Genomic DNA, 22,176 nt, shown 5'->3' with positions numbered 1-22,176 from the left:
AATTTCTCCAATTAACGGATATAGTCAGTACGTGGTTGATTGACATACAGCTTAAATTCATCAATCGAACCATAGCTTTGCAGTAAGGTTGCCAGTGACAGGATGTATTTATAGGCATTAACTGCCATTTCAGTTTTTAAACCGTTTAGGGCATTCTGGGCATCAATAACCTGGGTGGCTGTACCCATGCCTTCCTTAAAGGACAGTTGCTGGATGCGCAGGTTTTCCTGAGCTGCTTTGATATTTTGGCTGAGAAGCTGATGGCTGGTTTGAGCAGTATTTAACTCACTGAAAGATTTATACAGCACATTTTCAACTTCCTGCTTGGTGCGCTCAGTCATCAACTCTGAGGCATATTTTTTTAACTCGGCCGCACGAATATTCTTGTTGTTATCAATTCCCGAAAATAGGTTGTATTTTGCCATCACACCGACAATCCAGTTCTCTTTACTGTCCAATTCATATTCCCCAAAAGCAAAAACACTGGGTTTCTTGGCTGATTGCTGCACCTTAACATTCTCGGTGGCAAGCTGGGTATCCATCTGCAATTTCCTGATCAGGCTTGAATTTTGATCATAGTTTGCAAGTAGTGTATCCAAGGAATGATTTTGGGTTAAATTCACAAAAAGCGGGGTGGAGAGCTGAACACTTTGCTTGGTTTGCAACAGGTTTTGCAGACTAAACTGGCTTGCCCTTAAGTTTGCCTGTGCATTTTGGTAGCTGCGTTCCGCATTGTTGCGGGCAACTTCAAACTGCATCCGTTGGCCTTTGTTAATAAAACCCTGCTGCTCAAGCTTGACTGCGTTGCCGTAGTGTTCCTGCATGGCATTTAAATTAAACAGGGCAGAATTGACCAATTGTTGCTGCAACTGCACATTAAAATAGGCCTGAATCATTTCAAAGCGCTGTGTGTCCTGTTGCTGCTTTTCACTGATGTTGGAACGCTGTGCCTGAATATTGGCGATTTGCTTGGCGCTGTTGATTTTCCCGCCCATATACAGGGGCATCACCATAGAAACTGAGGTGCGGACATCGTGGTCCTGAATAGTGACATCCAGATCGTTTGGCACCTTATTCAGTCCGTCACTGACCACTTGATCAAAGCCCTGGCTAACCTGGTCAATCACTTCTGGCGGAAGTACATTTTGCCATTGCGATAATTTGTCATCAAAACCACGGGTCAGTGAGTTTTCCAGTCTACGTTTACTGGATTCCAGAGGTACACTGGTTTCACTGTGAAATGCATAGGCACGGGCATTTAAATCAATACGGGGTAGGCCAAGATTCTTTACCGCCTGCATTTCAAGTTGAGAGGCTTGCTGTAGCGCCTGCTGCGCTTGTGTGGCATAGGCATGCTCCACAACATATTGTTCAGCTTCACCATAGCTCAGGGTTTGGGCAAATACAGGCATGGAGAACAGGGCACAGCTAATTAAACTGATACTCAAACTCAACTGCTCTGAAAACCGTTTGACCTTAAAATTCAGTCGATGATGCCGTTTCAACATGATCTGATGTCGCAATTTAATAATATCCTGCGTTAGTCTAAATTATTTTTATAAAATTAAAATATTATGTTTTTAATTAAATAGTTATATGTCCAAGAATGGTGTAGTGAATTTGTAAAAAATAGAGTTTTTAGTCTAGTTTAAACATGGAGTTATCCAGTTTTTTGATGATAAAAAAATCCACTTAAAAATGGGTAAATGAACGAAATAGGGTACAAAAACACGATTGAAAAATTACCGATTATTTTCAGTTAAATCGAAATATTTACGCGATAAGCTGCTGCAAGCTTTAGCAATCTGTGATTAAATGCCCATTTCAATTTGTTTCACTTTGACAAGGGAAAATTCATGCGTGCTTATAATTTCTGCGCTGGTCCTGCTGCACTGCCTACTGCCGTTTTAGAAAAAGCTCAACAGGAAATGTTGGATTGGCAGGGTAAAGGCTTGTCGATCATGGAAATGAGTCATCGTAGTAATGACTATGTTGCTGTGGCAGAAAAGGCGGAAGCTGATCTACGCAAGCTCATGAATATCCCTGAGAACTATAAAGTATTGTTCCTGCAAGGTGGTGCATCCTTACAATTCTCCGCGATTCCTTTAAATCTGCTTGGAAAAAATAACAAGGCAGATTATATCCATACAGGAATCTGGTCTGAAAAGGCACTAAAAGAAGCGAAACGTTATGGCGATATTAATATCATTGAGGCAAGCACTTTAATTGATGGCAAACATGCGATCACTGAACAAAGCACTTGGAACCTTTCTGATCATGCGGCTTATGTGCATTATGCAGATAATGAAACCATTGGTGGTTTACAGTTCGCCGATGTTCCAGAGGTAAATGCGCCGTTGGTGTGTGACTTTTCTTCAAGTATTTTGTCTGCGCCATTGGATGTGAGCAAATTTGGCCTCATCTACGCGGGTGCGCAAAAGAATATTGGTCCTGCGGGATTAACCATTGTCATTATTCGTGATGATTTGCTGGATCAGGCAAAACCTGAAATTCCAAGCATCCTAAAATATGGCGACCAAGCCAAGAATGGTTCAATGGTCAATACGCCAGCAACCTATGCATGGTATTTGTCTGGTCTAGTATTTGAGTGGCTGCTTGAGCAGGGTGGTGTAGATGCAATCTACAAAATCAACCAGGACAAGGCAAAACTCCTGTATGGTTATATTGATGCTAGCGATTTCTATAACAACCCAATCGCCATTGCAAACCGTTCAATGATGAACGTGCCATTTACCCTAGCTGATGAAGCACTTGAGAAAACATTCCTGAAAGAAGCTGAACAGAACCATTTACTTAATCTAGCAGGTCACCGTTCAGTAGGTGGTATGCGTGCAAGTATTTACAATGCAGTTCCTTTAGAGGGTGTTCAGGCACTTGTGAACTTTATGGATGATTTTGCGAAACGTCACGGTTAAGCAATAACTGATCTTAAACAAAAGCCCTCAACATTGAGGGCTTTTGTTTATATGTATAAGTTGAAAATGGTCAAAAATTAGAACAAGCCAATTTGATGAAAAATAAGTGCTGCTAAAAACATACCAAGTAAAAAAAAACAAAAAGCACCAACATCAAGTTTCAGACCTTGATCACTCGATGGAATAAGACTGGTGGTCGTTTGTTCTGGTATAATTTTCATTAGAACGCCTAAAAATGCCATTTATGCGATTTTTTGTCACTTTAGTGCAGTTTTAGCATAAATATTCGCCTGAATCCAGATGTTGCCGCGAATATATTCACCAATGTTAAAGTTTTTATACAAAACATTTTTAGTGGCAATACGTATTAAAATTGCAGGTAAATCATCTTCCAATACCAGTGTTACATCATACAGGGTATATTCATCCTGCATAAACTGCATGGTGGTTTTACCCACGATATTTCCCTGAAACCATGCTTCATCTTCCTGACCTAATGTCTCACCATATAGATAGGCGACCATTTTAGAAAAGTCGACAGTGACAGGTTCTTGATCTTCTGGGGTTTTTGGCTGCCACTCATTAATCAGTTCCTGTAGGTTGTCGGGAGCAATCCCATTATGTTCCGCCAGAATTGCATTTAATGCGCGGTGGTGCTTAATTGAGGCTGGATCATCAACAATGATTTTTTCATCTTTAGAAACGGTTTCCAATTCATATGCCCAGGCATTAAATTGAACCTGATAACTCTGGTTTTTGTCATATTGACAGCGATTTACACTAAATAAACTATCAAAGGCATAAATAACCGTATTTTTATTTACGCTTAATCTTAATACCGCCTGAGTTGCGGAATCACAGGTAATTACTCGTTCAATTTTTGCATCGTATTTATATGGGCTTTCAAAACTTGGAAACGCAGTTTTTAATGCGCGTGGCTTTTGGTCCTCAACCGCAATAATTTGATTAATTGAGATCGCCTCACCGCTTGGTCCCTGAATCAGCCAGAATGACTGGTCCATCTCCTGTTCATCTTCACATAGACCCATGGGCATCACAGGTGCATCCAGCGCCAGTCCTAACCATTGTGGTACATCTGTTTCGGGTGTTTCTGTCAACAGGTTCCAATGCTCGACATGATGACCGAAATTTTGATCTTGAATTTTAATGGTTTCTGGACTGTTCTGATTTTTCATAAAAACATAATACAAAGAGATTGAACTTATTCTATTAAATCGAGGGTCACAGCGTTTTTTCAAGTCTGGATATGTAATTCTATGGAATTTAATTCATTTTTAGATGAAAAAAATACCTGTCTCAACATTGGCAGTATTGTTCACTCCACTGTCATGGCAATCTGCTACACTATATTTTTTCCTTGTTGAGCCTATCCAACGTGCTGCCATTTAAATTGTGGGTGGATGCTGATGCGCTGCCTAAAATTTTGCGTGAGGTGATTTTACGTGCCTCTGATCGTTACCAACTGGAAGTGACTTTTGTAGCCAACCAAAATGTGGGGATTACCCCATCGGTGCGGATTAAATCAATTCAGGTGATGAGTGGGGCAGACCGAGCCGATCAGGAAATTGTAGAACGGATGCAGGAAAATGACATTGTTATTACGCAGGATATTCCGCTTGCCGCCCAGGTAATTGAAAAGGGGGGTATTGCCATTCATCCTCGTGGTGAGATTTATACTACTGCGAATGTTAAAGCCCGTCTGCATTTGCGCGATTTCATGGACACACTGCGTGGCGCAGGTGTGCAAACAGGCGGACCACCGCCAATCTCGGAACGGGATAAACGTGAGTTTTCAAGCTCATTGGACCAGACCATTTTAAAGCAAAAACGGAAAACAGCTTCTTCTTGAGCCTGCCATTATGCCATCACGTATGAATCTCATGCTTAGCTATGCATTGCTGGTGTTTATCTGGGCAACCACACCGTTGGCAATTGTCTGGAGTGTGGCTGATTTGCATCCTATGTGGGCATTGGTGTTACGCTTTTTCATTGCCTTACCTCTGGCTGCAACCATTTTAATGCTGTTAAGGGTTGAGTTTCCCACGCATAAAATTGCATTATTTAGCTATATCGCAGGTTCATTAAGCCTGATTGGTTCACAGATCTTTACCTATGCCGCCACCGCCTATTTAAGCTCAGGTTTAATCGCATTGATGTTTGGGTTGGCACCGATTATGGCGGGACTTATTGGGCGATTTGGCTTCCAGCAAAAACTGGCGGGATTGCAGTGGCTGGGCATGGGTACATCAATTGCTGGATTGGCCATGATCTGTCTCAGCGGTAGCCAGAAGCATGTACAGCCGATAGGCATTATACTGATGCTGATCAGTGTATTTGCCTATTCACTCTCGATTTTTCTGGTGAAAAAGATTAATGCGGATGTGCAGCCTATGGCGCAGGCGACAGGTTCAATCCTCGTCTCAACTGTGTTGGCAGCTTTGCTTTTGCCGTGGATTTGGCAGTATGCACCCACTCATTTGCCCTCAGTCAAATCGCTATTGGCACTTGCTTATACTGTGGTTATGGCCTCACTGATTGCCATGTTCTGCTATTTTAAACTGGTGCAGAACCTAAAGGCGACCACACTGTCATTAACAACGGTGATGACGCCAATGCTGGCGATATTGATCGGGGCTTACCTGAACCATGAGCAATTGTCAGCTCAGGTATTTGTAGGTGCTGTGGTAATTTTGTTTGGCCTATTCCTTTATTTCTATAAAGATTTAGGCCTGTATCGCCGTTTAAAGATATAAGTTATATCTCACATTGTGACTAATTCGGCTCATCCTGTTGCGACTGTTGAATACTGGCAGCCAGCTTGGCACGGTCCTGCGGATGTAGGGTGATGAAATAGGCACCTATACGAAATTTATGTGGCTCTTCTGTTTCATTGCAATAAGCCACTTGGGCAATTGCTGCAATATGAAAGAAATTTTCAGGATGGCTCAGAGTAATATGGATATAGGCATCTTGGGCAAGCGGCTGCGAGCTAAAAAAGCTTAGACCTTGTTCAGAAACATTAACCTGCTCAGGTACAGGCAATAGCGACTGCACGATATTGTCATAAAAAGAGCCTGTAATCAGGTTCAGTTTTTGATTAAAAAGGGATAAGATACGGGCAATTTGTTGATCTTTTTCATTTAATTGTTCTAATTCGTAGCCAAGCGCATGATCAAATTGATCTAATTCAGCAAGTAGTAGAAAATAGCGAGGCAATACAAAATGAGAATCATAGGGATCATTCAAGGCAGCATCTATTGGAATGATTTGATAATTGATTCTTAACACCGCATCAATACGGGACATCGTGCGACGTTCAGTTTTGTCGTCAGTAACATGATGCAGTGTATTTTCCATAATAAATCACCTCGGACTAGATGGTATGTTTAAACCAATTTCGCTGTATATAGGGTTGAGATACACTCGTGCTCGGCGGAGTAATCATTTTATTTCTTTCATCGCTCTGGTTTCCATGATTGGTTTAACCTTGGGCGTTGCTGTCCTCATTACAGTGTTATCTGTCATGAATGGTTTTGACCGCGAATTAAAAAATCGTGTTCTGGGAATGGTTCCACAAGCCACTGTTTCTTCTACTCAAATTCTAACAGATTGGCCTGAGCTTGTAAAAAGAGTTGAACGCCATCCGCATGTCACTGGAGTCGCGCCATTTACCCAGTTACAGGGCATGTTGACTGCCCAGGGACAAGTAGCTGGCATTATGGTAACAGGGATTGAGCCTGAATATGAAAAAAAGGTTTCGATCATCCAAAACCACATGGTTTCTGGTGATTTAAATGCATTGAAAAAAGGTGAGTTCGGTATTGTCCTGGGTAAGGATATGACTGATGCACTGGGCTTGGGCCTAAATGACAACGTGACTTTGGTTCTGCCAGAGGCGACGCCATCCCCAGCAGGTGTGGTGCCGCGTTTTAAACGTTTTAAGGTCGTGGGTATTTTTAGTGTGGGGGCAGAGGTGGATTCAATGGTCGGCTATATCGCCCTGAATGATGCCTCAACCTTGTTGCGTCTGCCAGATGGTGCGCAGGGCGTGCGCTTAAAACTGGATGATATTTTTGCTGCCCCTAAAGTGGCCAATGATATTGTGAGCCAGTTGCCAAGCAACTTCTATGCATCCAACTGGACCTATACGCATGGCAATTTGTTCAATGCGATCCAGATGGAAAAGACTCTAGTCGGTTTATTATTGGTGCTGATTATTGTAGTGGCCGCATTTAACATCGTTTCATCGTTAGTGATGGTCGTGACTGATAAAAAATCTGACATTGCCATCTTGCGTACATTAGGTGCATCACCCTCCATGATTACCAAAATCTTTATGGTACAGGGTACAGTGATTGGGGTTATTGGAACCATTGCAGGGACAATGTTAGGTGTGACCTTGGCCTTGACCATCAGTGATATTATTTCATGGTTCAATACTGCTTTAGGCTTGAACCTGTTTGATGCCTATTTTGTGCATTACCTACCATCCTATCTCAGATGGCAGGATGTGGTGGTGATTGTCACAGTTTCATTATTGTTAAGCTTCCTTGCCACTATTTACCCTGCATTGCGTGCAGCCAAAGTTCAACCAGCCGAGGCATTGCGTTATGAGTAAGATTGTTTTAGAAGCCAAAGACATCTATAAACATTTTGATGATGGCAAAAGCAAGGTTGAAGTGATCAAAGGCTTGTCACTGCAAGTGAACGCGGGTGAGTTCGTCTCTATTGTCGGTTCGAGTGGTTCAGGTAAAAGTACACTGCTGCATGTGTTAGGTGGCTTGGAACAACCCTCACAGGGAAAGGTCTTTTTACAAGGACAACGTTTTGACAATCTAGGTGAAGCGGAGCGTGGCTATAAGCGTAATCAATATCTGGGTTTCGTTTATCAGTTCCATCATTTACTGCCTGAGTTTTCGGCGCTGGAAAATGTGGCAATGCCGTTAATGTTGCGTCGTGAAAGTAATTTCAAGGATGTTAAGAAACAGGCTGAATACTTGCTTGATCGTGTGGGCTTGTCACACCGCATGGGCCATAAACCTGGTGAGCTTTCAGGAGGTGAACGCCAGCGTGTGGCTTTAGCCCGTGCCTTGGTGACCAAGCCTGCTGTAGTGCTTGCGGATGAACCAACAGGCAACCTTGACCGTAAAACAGCCTTGAGCATTTTTGAGTTACTGACTGACTTGAAAAAAGAGCTGAATATGGCAATGTTGATTGTGACGCATGATGAGCAGTTGGCACAGTCAGCCGATTCAATTCTGCATATGCAGGATGGTTTATGGATTAATCCAAAATAATTTATTTTGCTTAATCTCTTGTTAAAGCCCTGAAAACGGGCTTTAATTTTGCGTTCAGAAAAATCAAAAACTTAATTAAAAAATCACATGTTAAAAATTATTTTATTGGGCTGGATTGCTGGTATTGCAATCATGGGCAAAAGTCTGCCTTTTGTGGACCAGACATGGTGGATCTGGCTGCTTTTGGCAATCGCAATATTCAGTTTTGGCTTATATGCAAAACGATTCTATCTGAATCAGACTTTATATAAATTTCTTATCCTGATCAGTGCCAGTTGGGCACTCTTTTGTGGTGGATATCATTTTGCAGATACGGCTTTAGAACATCGGTTGCAACTCAGGGAGCTTGAACTACAGCCATTTGAAGCCATTGTTTATATTAAAAACCTAGATGAACTGACAGAAGATGGACACAAACAAATTGCGGAGGTGCTTAATCGACATGCTCAACCCGTAAATTGGTTTCTGTATTTAAAGAAAAATAAAGATCAAACTGTTCAGTCTCAATCCTTACAGCTTGGTCATTATTACCGAGTCTACGGCAAGATTAAGCCAGCACATAGTTATGCAGTTGCAGGCGCATTTGATCAGGAAAAATGGTTTTTACAGCAAAATGTGATGTCTGCATTTTCCGTACAGCAGATTCAGCCTTTAAGCCCTGACGAGATTTATGCCTTGAGTTATCAGCAGCACTTAAAGCAGCAACAGGGCTTTCGGGCTAAGTTACTGTTAAATGTTGAAACAAAACGTTTGGCATTTCGGCAGATGCTAGGAAATTCAAACCTACAGCACAAAGGTCTGCTTTTGGCGTTGCTGACAGGTGATGAAAGTCTATTATCCAATACTTTAAAACAACAGTTTCAACTGCTCGGCATCTCTCACTTATTGGCGATTTCAGGGCCTCATGTATTGATTTTTGCCTTAATGTTGACTTGGATTTTGCAAAGATTGGTGCAACGTTATTACCCGAAGTTGTATTTGTGGCAACCACGACAGATTTTAGTGCTACTGCCATTTGGGTTAAGTGTTCTGTTATATGTCACTTTTGTCGGTTTTGAAATTCCAGCAATTAGAACCTTGTTAACTGTCATCGTTGCCAGCCTTTTTATTTTATTTCGGCAAGAGATTCAACCTTTTGCATTGCTGGTGTATAGCGCAAGTTTGTTATTAATTTATGATCCATTTAGCATTTTATCGGCAGCTTTTTGGTTGTCTTATGGCGCATGTTTTATTCTGCTCAGGGTTTATCAAACCATCAATAGCTTACCCAAAGATCAGGTGGCAACAAAAAAAGAAAAAGCTATTTTTGCAATCAAAGTTTTGATCGAGTCTCAATGGAAAATATTCGTTGCCTTATTGCCCTTGGTCTTGATTTTCTTTCAGCAAGTTTCATGGCTTGCACCACTCACTAATCTGATCGCTATTCCGATATTAAGTGGCTTGGTTGTGCCCTTGGATATTATTGCTGCATGTGTCTGGCTGATCATTCCAGCATTGGGGCAATTACTGTTTCAGCTCAATGATATTTTATTATCTTTGTTAATATGGATTTTAAATGGATTACAGCAGATTTCTCCTGATATGTATGGTGTCAGTTGCACACCATTAATGATGGTCAGTTTGATTCTGGGTTTAATCATTTTATTTATGCCTAAAGGGACGCTGCCAAAAGCCTGGGCTTTGGTTTGCTTTTTACCTATTGTATTGGGGGTAAAATCACAACCCACGATTTTAAATATTCTGGACGTGGGGCAAGGACAATCGGTTCTTTTACAGCATCCTCAGCAGATATTAATGATTGATACAGGTGGGTCATATGATGAGAGTAAGTTTAGTTTAGGTGAACGGGTGGTGATTCCATTCTTACGCCAACAGGGCGTTCGACATTTGGATCATGTGATTCTATCGCATCTCGATCAAGACCATAGTGGCGCATTTCCTGCGATTCAAAATGCCTTTGCAATCACCCAGGTTCAGTCCAATGAACGCAGTGACAAAATGCCGTTTAAGGATAATTTTTCATTTTGTCAGCAGGGTCAAAACTGGTCATATGCAAATGTAAAAGTTGAAATTCTATTTCCACGCCCTGAAGAATTGGTTTATGCAAAAGATCAGCAAAATGAACAATCCTGTGTGGTGTATCTACAGTTTTTAGATGCCCAGCCGTATCAAAACTTCCTCATTATGGGCGATGCAGGCTGGGAAACTGAATATAAATTGTTGCAACAATATCCTGATTTGAAAGTGGATGTCTTGCTACTTGGGCATCATGGCAGTAAACACAGTTCAGCCTATGATTTTCTGGCAACATTAAAACCGAAACTTGCGATTGCTTCGGCTGGTTTTAATAACCGTTATGGGCATCCAACTCAGGAACTACAAAACCGTTTGCAGGCGTTAAACATTCCTTTGCTTACGACAGTACAGGCAGGAACCATCAGTTTTGTATTTGAAAATGGCAAAATGGAGCTAAGACAACAACGTCAACAGGTGAAATGGCTGGAAAGAAAATAGCCTAAGCATTTTCCTGAGATAGGTTTTGCTGACGAACTTCTGCAACTTTAACCAAAGCTTCATTCTCGTCAATATCATAAATTTTCTTGAGGGCGGGGTTGGCACTAAAACGTTTATAACTCCAATGGTAATGCATAGGGTAACGTTGAATCAGTTGCTCCAGAGTCTGGTGAATGATCAGCGTGCCATCTTCAGCACTTCCCTCATAAATCTGCGGATTGATCGGTTCAATATGCATGTCAAAACCATCTTGCTTATTTCTCATGGTATAGAGCAATAGTGCTTTGGCCCTGGTTTTTTGAATGAGTTTTGCACTCAGACTGCTTGAGGCGAGTGGAATACCAAAATAGTTGATCATTTCACCGCCATGATCAGGTGTGTGATCAGGCAAAATAATAGTTGTCCCACCTTGTTTCAAGGCCTTAAAAATCTGCCGAACACCGCTTTCATCGGTAGGGACAAGATGAGCCTGTTCACGACAGCGTGCATCACGGACAAATTGGTCAGCATCAGGATTTTTGACAGGTTTATACAAAATAGTCATCTGTGTATATTTTGAGAGCCATGCATTCATCACTTCCCAAGTTCCAAAGTGAGGAATAATCAAAACCAGACCTTTTTGTTCTGCCAATGCTGCATGGAAATAATGTTCACCATGAATCTTTTGAATTTGTTGAATATTCTTTTGATTGGAAGCTCCCCAAATACTGAAAAACTCAAAATAAGAGGTCAGTTCATTACGAATTGCCTGTTTGGTCAGTTGTTCTCTCTCTGGTTCAGCCAAGTCAGGAAACACAATCTGTATGTTGAGTCGAATGATTTTTGAAAATTTGGAAAGCTGAAATATGGTAAGTAAGACTGCAACCAAACGTGCAAAAAAACGTCCTAACTGAATCGGCTGGCGACTAATGAGCTTGAGTAGGCGATAACTTGAACGGTTTGAATTTGGCTGAGTCATTTATTTATTGCAAATTGGAAAATTACAAGAGACCAGTATAATGCAAAAAATAATTATAAGTTCAAACAAGTTATTTAAACAGTTTTGTGCCCATCAGCGTATATAATAAGGCCACTTTTAAAATACATTGGATTGGAATCTTATGTCCGATTGGCCACCAAAACCACAAAATGAATCCACAAATCCGAATAATGTGACAGGCAAAGAATGGCAGATTTTAGAAAAAGCTGTCTTGGCTTCTGTCGAAGAACAACGCCGTAGCCGCCGTTGGAGTATCTTTTTTAAATGTTTGGGTTTTGCTTATTTACTGATTGTGCTGATTGCAATGAGTAAGGGATGTTCGACCAGCACAGAAAAATCAACCAGCAGCATTGGCAGCAGTCATTTGGCAATTGTTGATATTGTTGGCACCATTGATTCCTCTGCGGGTCAGTCCACAGTCAATAGTGAAGATACCAACAAGGCTTTAAAACGGGCATTTGAAGCAAGTGGCAGCAAGGCAATTGTCCTCAATATCAACTCACCTGGTGGATCACCTGTGCAGTCGGATGAAATCTGGCAAGAAATTCGTTATCAGAAAAAACAGCATCCGAATAAAAAGGTCTATGCTGTCATTGGCGATATGGGGGCTTCTGGTGCCTACTATATTGCCTCGGCTGCGGATGAAATCATTGTAAATCCATCAAGCTTGGTCGGGTCAATTGGTGTGATCATGCCGAACTATGGTTTAAGTGGTTTGGCACAGAAATTGGGTATAGAAGACCGTACCTTAACATCGGGTAATAACAAAGATATCCTGAGTATGACCAAACCGATTAATCCTGAACAGCGTGCGCACGTTCAGGCGTTGCTGGATAATGTTCATGGTCACTTTATCAATGCGGTTAAAGAGGGACGTGGCAAACGTTTAAAATCGAATGATCCAGCGGTTTTCTCTGGTTTATTCTGGACGGGTGAACAGGCAATTGCACTTGGTGTTGCAGATCGTAGTGGTAGCATTACCACCCTGATGCGTGAGTTAAAGGTTGATCAAAAAGTTGATTATACCGTTCAACGTAATCCTTTAGAGTCTGTTTTGGGGCGTATGGGTGCAAAGATTGGCGAGGGGATTAGTAGCTCTCTTGCAGCACAACTGGAAACTCAGCAAAATGCGAAAATACAATAACATATCTGATGCATCGCTTCGATAAAAGCGCTGTGTTGATCTTAATCAGGCTGTGTATATCACAGCCTTTTTATTGTAAAAATAACTGTACAGTTCTCCCTTTTATTTGCAATACATGTGTAGAACTAGATAATTGACCAATCAGTGAAAATAAAAGACAAGCTTATGAAACCTTTGATTCATTTTGCCCATGCTAATGGTGTTCCATCAAAAGTCTATCAAAAACTGTTTGATCAGCTCAAAGATCAATATGACATTATTTATGTGGCAGAAATTGGAACAGATAAGCGTTATCCAATTACACATGGCTGGGCATATTTGGTTGACCAGATCATTGATAGCATTGTACAGCAGGCCCAGGGACGAAAAGTCATTGGTCTGGGACATTCCCTGGGTTCAGTACTCACCTTGATGGCAGCGTATCGCCGACCTGAACTTTTTTCACAAGTGATTATGCTCGATCCACCCCTGATTATTGGCAAGGCCTCGTTATTTTTTCATCTTGCAAAAATCTTCAAACCGAAGCTGGTCGACAAAATTACGCCAGCAGGTTTGTCAGTGCGTCGACGCGATCACTGGGAATCCCGTGAGCAAGCGGCTGAGCTACTAGGTTCGAGAGGGTTTTATCAACATTTTGATGCTGATTGCTTTCAGGCTTATATTGATTACGCCCTGACCAATGATCCACAGCGTGGTGGTGTGACTTTAACCATTCCAAAAAATGATGAAGTGGCGATGTTTAGAACCACACCATCAATGTGGTGGTTGCCAATGCCTAAACCACCTGTTCCTGTAAATCTCGTGGTTGGAAGTGACAGTGTATTTTTAAAAGAAAAATTTCCGCAAGTGGCAAAAAGAAAACTAGGCATTCCATTTTCAATTGAGCAGGGAGGGCATATGTTTCCTCTTGAGCATCCTGTGGAAACTGCCGAAAAAATTAAAAATCTGGTTATTTAACTCAAATAAAAAACGCATCCGAAGATGCGTTTTATTTTTAAAACTGGGCAAACTGAATTGGTTTTTCTAATAGTTTCTGGTTGAAATAAGCCTGACCATTTTCCCAGGTGAGCTGACCATTACATAACCATTGTGCTACTTGAGGATAAATAAAATGCTCAAGTTCATGTACACGCTGTGCCAAACTTTCTGCTGTATCCTGTAAACTCACCTGAATCACAGACTGGGCAATACTTTGTCCCGCATCCAGTTCGGCTGTTACAAAATGAACCGTACAACCATGCAATCGATCTCCTGTATTTAACACACGTTGATGTGTATTCATCCCTTTATAAAAAGGAAGCAGGGAGGGATGGATATTTAACATCTTGCCTTGCCATTTACTGACAAATTCTGGTGTTAAAATCCGCATAAAACCCGCAAGAATCACAAGATCAACTTGCCATGCCAACAGTTGCTGATGCATGGCTACATCAAAACTTTCCCGATTGGGAAAGTTTTGATGGGAAATCACAGCGGTGGCAATATTGGCGTCCTCGGCACGTCGTAATGCATAGGCATCAGCTTTGTTGGAGAGAACACCAACGATTTGCCCTGACAACTGTTTACCATGTTGGGCGTCGATCAGGGCCTGTAAGTTGCTACCATTACCAGAAACAAGTACCGCAATTCTCATTATGCAAAGATCACACGAATTTTTTCGTCTGCACCCTCAACTGATTCTGCATTTTCCTGAATGTGACCAATTTTCCAGGCTTTTTCGCCTTGAGCTGTTAATACTTCAATGGTTTTATCCGCTTCGCTTGCATCAACAGCAATCACCATACCAACGCCACAGTTAAAGGTACGATACATTTCAAAGCGTTCTACATTACCTTCACGTTGTAACAGTTGGAATAACTCTGACCATTCCCAGCTAGATTCATTGATAACTGCTTGTGCGCCATTTGGAAGTACACGTGGCAGGTTACCTGGTAAACCACCACCTGTGATATGAGCCATTGCATGAACATCGACTTGTTTGCAAAGCTCTAACACTGGTTTTACATAAATACGGGTTGGCTCCATAGCAACATCTGCAAGTGGACGACCATCAATAATTTGAGTTAAATCAACGTTCTTAACGTCTAAAATTTTGCGTAGCAATGAGTAACCATTAGAGTGAGCACCACTTGAAGCAACGCCAATCAACACGTCACCAGATTTTACTTTGGAACCATCAATAATTTTGCTCTGTTCAACCACACCCACTGCAAAACCAGCGAGATCGTAATCTTCGCCCTCATACATGCCTGGCATTTCGGCAGTTTCACCACCGACCAATGCACAGCCAGCAAGCTCACAACCTTTACCAATACCTGTCACTACATTTGCAGCCACATCAACATTCAAATGACCCGTTGCATAATAGTCCAGGAAGAACAATGGTTCAGCACCACACACCAGTAGGTCATTGACACACATTGCCACCAAATCTTGACCAATGGTATCGTGACGATTGAGATTCAGTGCCAAACGTAATTTAGTCCCTACGCCATCTGTTCCTGAAACCAATACAGGTTCTTCATAGCCTTTTGGAATTTTGCATAGGGCACCAAAGCCACCTAAACCGCCCATGACTTCAGGACGAGTGGTACGCTTAGCGACAGATTTGATACGATCGACCAGTGCGTCGCCCGCTTCAATGTCGACCCCCGCATCTTTATAGCTTAAACCAGTATTTGGGGTAGAAGTTGAGTTGCTCATAGTGAAGTCTCCGCATTGGCGGCAGATTATAACCCGAATATACGAAACTCTTCTGTTATTTATGCCCGAAAATGCTATCTTTATTAAAAATTTTTTCCATTTATAACGATTACACCAAGAAAGGCTAGATTTTATGCAAGATCAGGTATTGCGTCGTATCTTTATTCTCGCGGGACTCGCATTACTACTCTGGGTATTATATCTGTTGAAGCCAGTGGTATTGCCATTTGTAGGGGCATTCTTTATTGCCTATCTGTTTAGTCCGCTTGTTGACACACTTGTAAAGTTTAGACTGCCACGTTGGTTGGCAATTAGTGTTGTATTTGTTGGCATTGGTGTTACTTTAACCGTAGTTTTATGGTTTCTTGTGCCACTGGTATGGGAACAATTAATTTACGCCCGTGACAGTATTCCCGCAGGGATTCATTGGATTAACTCAACGTTTCTGCCGTGGGTATCCAAAACATTTAATGTGATTCCAATGGAACTGGATACCGAACAAATTTCCAAAACGATCATGGAATATGTCCAGACCAATTATAGTGCGGATAGTATTCAAACCATGTTGCTAAGTCTAGCTCAATCAGGTCTGAATTTTATTCAACTGGGCGGGGTGGTGATTTTAATTCCAATAATTTCATTCTATTTCCTTCTTGACTGGGAAAGAATGTTGCAAAGCTTTAGACGCTTGATTCCTCGGCCTTACGAAGCATCGACCTTGAGAATTGTGGGTGAATGTCACAGTGTATTGGGTGCATTTGTGAAAGGGCAGTTTCTGGTGATGTTATTACTGGGAATTGTATATGCTGTTGGATTGCAGTTGATTGGGCTGGAGGTTGGCCTGATTATTGGGATGATCGCTGGTTTGGCGAGTATCATTCCTTATCTAGGTTTTGCGGTTGGTATTATTGCAGCGGTTATTGCCACCTTGTTCCAATTTGGACTGGACTGGACACAGCTTCTCTTGGTCGGTGTTGTGTTCATGATTGGACAAATGGTTGAAGGATATATTCTGCAACCTTTCTTGTTGGGCGATAAAATTGGCTTATCTCCAGTTGCGGTGGTGTTTGCAGTATTAGCTGGCGCACAACTGGGTGGTTTCCTTGGGATGTTGATTGCATTACCTGTCGCAGCAGTGATTGTGGTGTTGTTAAAGCATGCGCGTGACAATTACGAAAAAAGCCGTCTTTATGGGTTACCGATTGAGGTGAGTGTTCCCCAGGGTGAAATTCAGCACATCAATGTTGATGCGGGTGATGTAGAACTTGATATTGAAATGAAAAACTCTCAAGATACAGGCACTTCAAATTCAAATGACTTTAAGTAATTGGGGAATATATTAACGATATGCGTCAACTGCAACTGGATATAGAACCACAACTGGATGCTCGAATCAGCGATTTTTCAGGTCCAGGTTGGGGAAATGTGGTTGATGCGGTCCGACAGTTACATGCAGGCTTGGTCAGCCGATTTTATGTCTATGGCGGAGCTGGAACAGGCAAGAGCCATTTGCTGTCTGCAATTTGTGATTCATATCTGGAATTAGGCCGCCGAGCAATAAAAGTATCTTTGCTGGAACTATTGGATGCGCCTATAGAGGCCATTACCTCATTAGAGTTTTACGAATTGGTTGCTTTAGATGACATTGATGCAATCAGTGGGGTCCCTCATTGGCAGAAAGCAGTTTTCCATTTAATCAATAATCATGAAGGGCAACTGGTATTTTCTTCCCGTGTGGCACCTATTGAGTTAAAACTTGAACTACCTGATTTGCAGTCCAGATTAACGCAGGCGGTAAGCGTAAAAGTTCCAAATGGAAGTTCATATGCAGACCGACAAGCCTTACTTCAGTCTGTTATGATAAGACGGGGTATTCATTTTGATCAGCAAATCGTTGACTATTTATTGAATAATGGCCCTCATCAAGCGTCAGTATTGTTACAAACGCTGGCCCAACTTGAAAAAATGCTAAAAGGCGAAAAAACCAGGCTTTCCAATATGACACTCAAGCAAATCTATGCATTGATTGATGAATATCGTCAATAATATAAAATTTCTTGAGAAATTGTGAGAGCTATGACAAAGTACGCACAAAGGATGTGGTTGCAAATTTAAATTTTGCAATATCAAGAAAAATGAAAAATAGAAGGAGATCGGTATGCTCAAACGGACGCTTGCCTGCGCTTTATTTGCGGTTACTGGGCATGTTTATTCTGCGGATATTCAAGTCACAACGTTGGTTGATGAAGACAAGGATGATACCGTTTGTTCATTACGAGAAGCCGTAGAATTTTTAAATAAACGTAGCCAGACAGCTTTTGAGAATGGTTACCATGGTTGTGGTAACAAGGAAGCTTCCTCTACTATTTTATTGGGGCGTGATAAAGAATATATATTAAATAAGGCTCTACAAATTAAAACATCTATGACCATTAGTACTGCTGCCAGTGGGGATTTTAATAATGATAAGAAAGGATTAAATAATGCAACTATTAAAATGGTTGGTACAGAACGCTTATTTACGGTTGATGATGAAAGTGTCGAAAATAGTTTGCTAGCGGTTGGTCTTATTGAGTTAAATTTACAAGGTTCATCCACCAAAGTAAATAATGGTGGTTTAATTCTAAACCGTGAAGCATTAACAATTCAATATTCTCGTCTGACTGGCGGTAATGCTAATAATGGTGGTGCAATTTATAATGCAGGTGTTTTATCTGATACACAGAAAACTGTAGGAACCGTAGCAATTAGCAATAGTATTCTTCAGAATAATAAAGCTGATCAAGGTGCTGCACTTTATACAGATATGCCATATTACCGTATCACTCAATCTGTAATTAGAGATAATACCATTACGACAAAAAATGGTTCATTGTTGTATACAAATATAGGTTTTAAAGATCCAACCATTGGAGTAAATATTTTATACAATGGCGCTTCTGGTTTGCGTAATTCAACTATATTTAATAATACAGGTGGATATGTTGCCAATATTCGTGAGGGGATGGTTTTAAATAATGTGACCATGATCAGAAACGATGCTGGTCTATATCTGCAAGCACCTAAATGGATCGTTAAAACCACAACAACAGATGAAAATGATGAGAAAAAAGAAACAAATACTGATTTAGTGAGTGCTTCTATTTCAAATAGCATTATTGTTGGAAATGGTGAGAACACATGTGGTTTGAAAACAGATCCAGAAGACTCAACAATTGTACAGAGTAATTTAATAGACTCAACTTGCGATTTTAGCAAATTTGATAAGTTACTTGATCGTAGAAACTTTAGTGTGGGAGACAATAAACTGATTGCAGGGAATAATATTGTAGATCAGAAATGTGACGCCCCACCTGCAAGTGGTCTGTTATGTCCTTATTATACACCTAAAGATCAAATGCTTGGATTCTTTAAACCACGTTTATTAATGGCTTATAATCAATTGTCAGACTCTTTAATTGTTAATAAAGGCCGAATTTATAGTGATGGTGGTGCTGTTGGTTTAGCAAGTTGCGAAGGAAGTGATCAGCGTGGAAAGAATCGTAGTGGTTATGATGAATTATGCGATTTAGGGGCAATTGAATTGGTCATTAACCGAGGGGATATCTCAATTGTTGGTCAAGATATTCTGTACGGTGAGATTGCGAAGTTTAGTATTGCAGACAGTTTATTGGATGGTGAATTATTAGATCCAGCGTCGTGTGAACAAGTCTTGGGTAAACGTTCTGATGGGCAAGCATGGCAGTGGGGATGTTTAGAAATAAAACAAACTGCCACTCCATCTAAAGGTAAACTGACTTTGGATCAAGATGGCAACATTACTTATGTGCCAGACAGTAATTGGCATGGGGCGGATAAGTTTAATTTACGTGTAATGACTACAACAACACGTTTAAATGATGTTTCTAATTATTATATTGAAATCCCAACAACGATTGTACAAGATCCACCAAATAACTTTAAAAGTAAAACCGTGAATGTTTCTGGGGGAAGTATGGGTTTTGCTGCAATATTTATGTTGTTAGGTTTAGTTGGAATACGCCGTTTTAAATCATAATCAAGGATGATGAGATGAAAAATTATAAAAAAGCTCTATTAGCAACTATGGTAATTGCTGCTATGCCTCTTTTGGCTGCAACAAGTAATACCCCAATTAATGTTACAACTTTCGATGATGAGGATGGTGATAACCTAAATGCTTGTTCTTTAAGGGAAGCATTGAAAACTGCAGAAACACGTAAGTCGTTTGGTGGATGTGAAGTTACTGATATACTTTCAACTACTCAGAAAGTGATTCAGCTTAAGGCTGGAACCTATGTGTTAAATACAGAGCTGACTCCAAAAGTTGATGTGTCAATATGGGGGGAAAGTCCTGTAGATTGGCAGAAAAAGAGTGTTCTTACCAATGATTATCCAGCTCAAACAGATCTGAAAACCACTATTGAGGTAAAAAATAATAGTCGTATTTTCAATACGACTTTAGCTAATAAAGCTTTAGCCTTAAGCAATATTATCTTAATAAATGGTAAAACTCCAGATCGGGGAGGGGTAATCTATGCAGGTGCCAATGTTACATTGCAAAATACTAAAATCTTAAATTCACAGGCTGGTCTGGGCGGAGGAGCCATATTTTTGGCGGGACCTACAGCCTCACTTTCTATAACAAATAGCTTAATTCAAGATAACCAGTCACCAATCGGAAGTGTACTGGCGATGAGCTGTTTTAATGATAATGTTTATTCAAAGCGTGATATCAGTATTACTGGAAGTAGTTTGGTTGGTAATGGTTCTAGCAGTTCAAAGAGCATGTTGGATTTCTGTGGGGAGCCCAAAGTTACTTTATCAACCAATACAATTGCTAAAAATATTGCAGATATAGCAATCGGTAATTTAATTCAATTTTCAGGAAATACCAAAGCAAGTGATACGCCAAATAATAACTCTAGTGTATTAAGTAATAGCAGTAGTTTGGAATTATTGAATAATACGATTGTCGAGAATACGGTAAATACCACATTATTATATGATAAATTGGGTACTAAGCTACTTAGTTTTAATGTGTTGGCTTATAATAATGGAAGTTATGCTTGTCGTTATTTACTAGGTGATGCAGCTAAAGAGGAAAAGGTTGGTTTTAATGTTGTTTATAATGCCTTATCTCTTAAAGGTGATAATAAATGTGATGTTCCAGACCAGTCCTTGAAAGAAAATAAAACTAATATTGATGTTAGTGCCATAAATGATATTAAGACACTCCTTAGTCCACTAAAAAGTGCCTCTGAATATACTGCTTTCCTACCTTTATATTATCCTAGAAATAATAGTACTGAGACAGACCTAGTCAATATAGGAGCGACAGGTTGTAGTTCAACAGACCAACGTAATATTGCACGTATTACGGATGGAACATTATATTATGATCCTAATGCTCAAAATAGTTGTGATATTGGTTCAGTTGAGTTGATGAAACTTACTGCTGGAGATTTGGTGGATTTATCTAATGGTTCATTATTAGGTCTTGTGGCTGGTTATCAACAAGAGTATGATTTTTTTAAAAATTTAGTTGAAAAGCCTAATAATCCAGACTTTTTGACTTATTATAAACTTCGTTTGCAAGAATATAAAAATTTACTGGAGAATACTAAGGCAAATTTGAAATATCGTGGAATTTATGTAGATTTAAAAAAATATAAGCTCCCATTGCCACAAGAAGTTGAGTTGGCAGATGGCAATCATCAACTCAATTTCTTTAGTCCAGAAAATTATAAAGTAACTGTTGAAACATTAGGTATTGGACAAATCAATGATAATGGTGAAACAGTAAAACCCGATCCAAACCTACGCTGTGAATGGAATGAAGGTTTAGGACAAATTCTTGTTTATAGAACTGATGATGCAATTACTCAAGCTGGTGATAAAGCTTTTTGTAAATATACGATTCAATCTAGGGGTGACGAAAGCGTAAAGTCTTCTGGTTTAATTCAGGCTGCGTTTGTTAATATTGCTCCTTTGGCTAAAGATACATCAGTCACTTTAAAGTATAGACAGCATGAAAAAGCCACAATAAATTTATTAAGTTTTGCAAATGATGATGGTGATACAGGTGAGGGGGGTAAAGGGCCAGAGAGTAATCCGAACAAGCCCTCTTTCTGGAAAAATGAAGACGGTGTTGAATTGCCAATTCGCTTAACCAATGTACCCGCCAGAGATTTGACCATAACAGCAGATCGACAAGGTGCTTGTCCTAAGCCAGATGATAAAGAAATCTGTTATGGCGGTAATATTTATGTTCAGGAAGTAAATACATTTAATCCATTTAACTTCTCATTCAATTATCAGGTGTATGATGCCGATGGTACTGCTTCAAATGCTGCCACAGTGAGTGTCATTAGTACGGCTACAACAACTGATGATACTCGTCCTGCGGGTAGCGGTGGTGGCAGCACGGGTATTTTCTCAATATTTGGGTTATTAAGTTTACTGGCTTATCGCCGATTCAGAAAGTAGAAACAATGAATCAAAAAATAGCGCTAAAGTAGCGCTATTTTTTATATTCTGAGTAATCCTCTAGGGATAAGCTTA

At 40.4% G+C, this 22,176-nt stretch carries 19 protein-coding genes; 12 read left to right on the top strand and 7 right to left on the bottom strand.

Annotated features, from left to right (window positions below; translation table 11 throughout):
• Positions 1-11 precede the first annotated feature (11 nt).
• The gene (locus F973_RS10325) at positions 12-1,508 is read right to left on the bottom strand and encodes a TolC family protein (RefSeq protein ID WP_004761650.1); all 1,497 of its coding nucleotides are present in this window, start codon (positions 1,506-1,508) and stop codon (positions 12-14) included.
• Positions 1,509-1,856: 348 nt separating this feature from the next.
• On the opposite strand from F973_RS10325, the gene serC reads away from it, so the two are divergent.
• Complete coding sequence (serC, locus tag F973_RS10320) at positions 1,857-2,936, top strand: 3-phosphoserine/phosphohydroxythreonine transaminase (protein ID WP_004761648.1); 1,080 nt, start codon at positions 1,857-1,859, stop codon at positions 2,934-2,936.
• Between the two features lie 77 nt (positions 2,937-3,013).
• Here the strand turns inward: serC and F973_RS15280 are convergent, their stop codons facing one another.
• A complete protein-coding gene (locus F973_RS15280; protein WP_004761646.1) occupies positions 3,014-3,157 on the bottom strand; it encodes a hypothetical protein in 144 nt (47 codons plus the stop codon).
• A gap of 36 nt (positions 3,158-3,193) precedes the next feature.
• Positions 3,194-4,132, bottom strand: a complete 939-nt coding sequence (locus F973_RS10315) for a hypothetical protein (RefSeq protein WP_004761644.1) — start codon at positions 4,130-4,132, stop codon at positions 3,194-3,196.
• A 200-nt stretch (positions 4,133-4,332) separates the two neighbouring features.
• On the opposite strand from F973_RS10315, the gene F973_RS10310 reads away from it, so the two are divergent.
• Entirely contained in the window at positions 4,333-4,806 is a 474-nt protein-coding gene (locus F973_RS10310) for a YaiI/YqxD family protein (protein ID WP_004676796.1), read from the top strand.
• Between the two features lie 10 nt (positions 4,807-4,816).
• Entirely contained in the window at positions 4,817-5,710 is an 894-nt protein-coding gene (locus F973_RS10305; RefSeq protein WP_004761642.1) for a DMT family transporter, read from the top strand.
• Between the two features lie 19 nt (positions 5,711-5,729).
• Here the strand turns inward: F973_RS10305 and F973_RS10300 are convergent, their stop codons facing one another.
• Positions 5,730-6,314: a PilZ domain-containing protein gene (locus tag F973_RS10300; RefSeq protein ID WP_004676801.1), complete on the bottom strand. Its 585-nt coding sequence runs from the start codon at positions 6,312-6,314 to the stop codon at positions 5,730-5,732.
• 25 nt (positions 6,315-6,339) lie between these two features.
• On the opposite strand from F973_RS10300, the gene F973_RS10295 reads away from it, so the two are divergent.
• From F973_RS10295 to F973_RS10285, 3 genes are all read left to right on the top strand, one after another.
• On the top strand, positions 6,340-7,575 hold the full coding sequence (locus F973_RS10295; protein WP_004761640.1) for a lipoprotein-releasing ABC transporter permease subunit: 1,236 nt from the start codon (positions 6,340-6,342) through the stop codon (positions 7,573-7,575).
• Positions 7,568-8,254: a lipoprotein-releasing ABC transporter ATP-binding protein LolD gene (gene lolD, locus F973_RS10290; RefSeq protein ID WP_004761638.1), complete on the top strand. Its 687-nt coding sequence runs from the start codon at positions 7,568-7,570 to the stop codon at positions 8,252-8,254. The genes F973_RS10295 and lolD overlap by 8 nt, the downstream gene beginning before the upstream one ends.
• Before the next feature lie 87 nt (positions 8,255-8,341).
• Positions 8,342-10,768, top strand: coding sequence for a DNA internalization-related competence protein ComEC/Rec2 (locus F973_RS10285; RefSeq protein ID WP_004761637.1), 2,427 nt, complete (start codon positions 8,342-8,344; stop codon positions 10,766-10,768).
• A 1-nt stretch (position 10,769) separates the two neighbouring features.
• Here the strand turns inward: F973_RS10285 and F973_RS10280 are convergent, their stop codons facing one another.
• Complete coding sequence (locus tag F973_RS10280; RefSeq protein ID WP_004761636.1) at positions 10,770-11,726, bottom strand: lysophospholipid acyltransferase family protein; 957 nt, start codon at positions 11,724-11,726, stop codon at positions 10,770-10,772.
• A 142-nt stretch (positions 11,727-11,868) separates the two neighbouring features.
• Here F973_RS10280 and sppA point away from each other — a divergent pair, with 142 nt between their 5' ends.
• Positions 11,869-12,891, top strand: a complete 1,023-nt coding sequence (sppA, locus tag F973_RS10275; RefSeq protein ID WP_004761635.1) for a signal peptide peptidase SppA — start codon at positions 11,869-11,871, stop codon at positions 12,889-12,891.
• Between the two features lie 165 nt (positions 12,892-13,056).
• Positions 13,057-13,848, top strand: a complete 792-nt coding sequence (locus F973_RS10270) for an alpha/beta fold hydrolase (protein ID WP_004761633.1) — start codon at positions 13,057-13,059, stop codon at positions 13,846-13,848.
• Between the two features lie 37 nt (positions 13,849-13,885).
• Here the strand turns inward: F973_RS10270 and purN are convergent, their stop codons facing one another.
• Both purN and purM read right to left on the bottom strand, forming a co-directional pair.
• Positions 13,886-14,527, bottom strand: a complete 642-nt coding sequence (purN, locus tag F973_RS10265) for a phosphoribosylglycinamide formyltransferase (protein WP_171062346.1) — start codon at positions 14,525-14,527, stop codon at positions 13,886-13,888.
• Positions 14,524-15,594 carry a phosphoribosylformylglycinamidine cyclo-ligase gene (purM, locus tag F973_RS10260; RefSeq protein WP_004761630.1) on the bottom strand — a complete coding sequence of 357 codons (1,071 nt, stop codon included), beginning with the start codon at positions 15,592-15,594 and terminating at the stop codon, positions 14,524-14,526. The genes purN and purM overlap by 4 nt, the downstream gene beginning before the upstream one ends.
• Before the next feature lie 133 nt (positions 15,595-15,727).
• Here purM and cxpE point away from each other — a divergent pair, with 133 nt between their 5' ends.
• The 4 genes from cxpE to F973_RS10240 all read left to right on the top strand — a co-directional run bounded on the left by cxpE (position 15,728) and on the right by F973_RS10240 (position 22,101).
• On the top strand, positions 15,728-16,921 hold the full coding sequence (cxpE, locus tag F973_RS10255) for a chloramphenicol efflux transporter CxpE (protein WP_004761629.1): 1,194 nt from the start codon (positions 15,728-15,730) through the stop codon (positions 16,919-16,921).
• Positions 16,922-16,941: 20 nt separating this feature from the next.
• Positions 16,942-17,640, top strand: coding sequence for a DnaA regulatory inactivator Hda (gene hda, locus F973_RS10250; RefSeq protein ID WP_004676821.1), 699 nt, complete (start codon positions 16,942-16,944; stop codon positions 17,638-17,640).
• A 112-nt stretch (positions 17,641-17,752) separates the two neighbouring features.
• Positions 17,753-19,651 carry a rhombotarget A gene (gene rbtA / locus F973_RS10245; RefSeq protein WP_004761627.1) on the top strand — a complete coding sequence of 633 codons (1,899 nt, stop codon included), beginning with the start codon at positions 17,753-17,755 and terminating at the stop codon, positions 19,649-19,651.
• 14 nt (positions 19,652-19,665) lie between these two features.
• The gene (locus F973_RS10240) at positions 19,666-22,101 is read left to right on the top strand and encodes a CSLREA domain-containing protein (RefSeq protein ID WP_004761624.1); all 2,436 of its coding nucleotides are present in this window, start codon (positions 19,666-19,668) and stop codon (positions 22,099-22,101) included.
• Positions 22,102-22,176 lie beyond the last annotated feature (75 nt).

This window comes from Acinetobacter sp. CIP 102129 (assembly GCF_000368305.1).
Taxonomy (GTDB): Bacteria; Pseudomonadota; Gammaproteobacteria; order Pseudomonadales; family Moraxellaceae; genus Acinetobacter; species Acinetobacter parvus.
This window is presented reverse-complemented; position numbering and strand designations above follow the sequence as displayed.

Bases quoted from the DNA above. Each gene is read 5' to 3' on its own strand.
- hda (WP_004676821.1), top strand. From the start codon at position 16,942: ATGCGTCAACTGCAACTGGATATAGAACCACAACTGGATGCTCGAATC.
- F973_RS10240 (WP_004761624.1), top strand. From the start codon at position 19,666: ATGAAAAATTATAAAAAAGCTCTATTAGCAACTATGGTAATTGCTGCT.
- F973_RS10300 (WP_004676801.1), bottom strand. From the start codon at position 6,314: ATGGAAAATACACTGCATCATGTTACTGACGACAAAACTGAACGTCGC.
- purM (WP_004761630.1), bottom strand. From the start codon at position 15,594: ATGAGCAACTCAACTTCTACCCCAAATACTGGTTTAAGCTATAAAGAT.
- F973_RS10315 (WP_004761644.1), bottom strand. From the start codon at position 4,132: ATGAAAAATCAGAACAGTCCAGAAACCATTAAAATTCAAGATCAAAAT.
- F973_RS10295 (WP_004761640.1), top strand. From the start codon at position 6,340: ATGTTTAAACCAATTTCGCTGTATATAGGGTTGAGATACACTCGTGCT.
- F973_RS10285 (WP_004761637.1), top strand. From the start codon at position 8,342: ATGTTAAAAATTATTTTATTGGGCTGGATTGCTGGTATTGCAATCATG.
- F973_RS10325 (WP_004761650.1), bottom strand. From the start codon at position 1,508: ATGTTGAAACGGCATCATCGACTGAATTTTAAGGTCAAACGGTTTTCA.
- cxpE (WP_004761629.1), top strand. From the start codon at position 15,728: ATGCAAGATCAGGTATTGCGTCGTATCTTTATTCTCGCGGGACTCGCA.
- rbtA (WP_004761627.1), top strand. From the start codon at position 17,753: ATGCTCAAACGGACGCTTGCCTGCGCTTTATTTGCGGTTACTGGGCAT.
- F973_RS10270 (WP_004761633.1), top strand. From the start codon at position 13,057: ATGAAACCTTTGATTCATTTTGCCCATGCTAATGGTGTTCCATCAAAA.
- F973_RS10280 (WP_004761636.1), bottom strand. From the start codon at position 11,726: ATGACTCAGCCAAATTCAAACCGTTCAAGTTATCGCCTACTCAAGCTC.
- F973_RS15280 (WP_004761646.1), bottom strand. From the start codon at position 3,157: ATGAAAATTATACCAGAACAAACGACCACCAGTCTTATTCCATCGAGT.
- lolD (WP_004761638.1), top strand. From the start codon at position 7,568: ATGAGTAAGATTGTTTTAGAAGCCAAAGACATCTATAAACATTTTGAT.
- F973_RS10305 (WP_004761642.1), top strand. From the start codon at position 4,817: ATGCCATCACGTATGAATCTCATGCTTAGCTATGCATTGCTGGTGTTT.
- serC (WP_004761648.1), top strand. From the start codon at position 1,857: ATGCGTGCTTATAATTTCTGCGCTGGTCCTGCTGCACTGCCTACTGCC.
- sppA (WP_004761635.1), top strand. From the start codon at position 11,869: ATGTCCGATTGGCCACCAAAACCACAAAATGAATCCACAAATCCGAAT.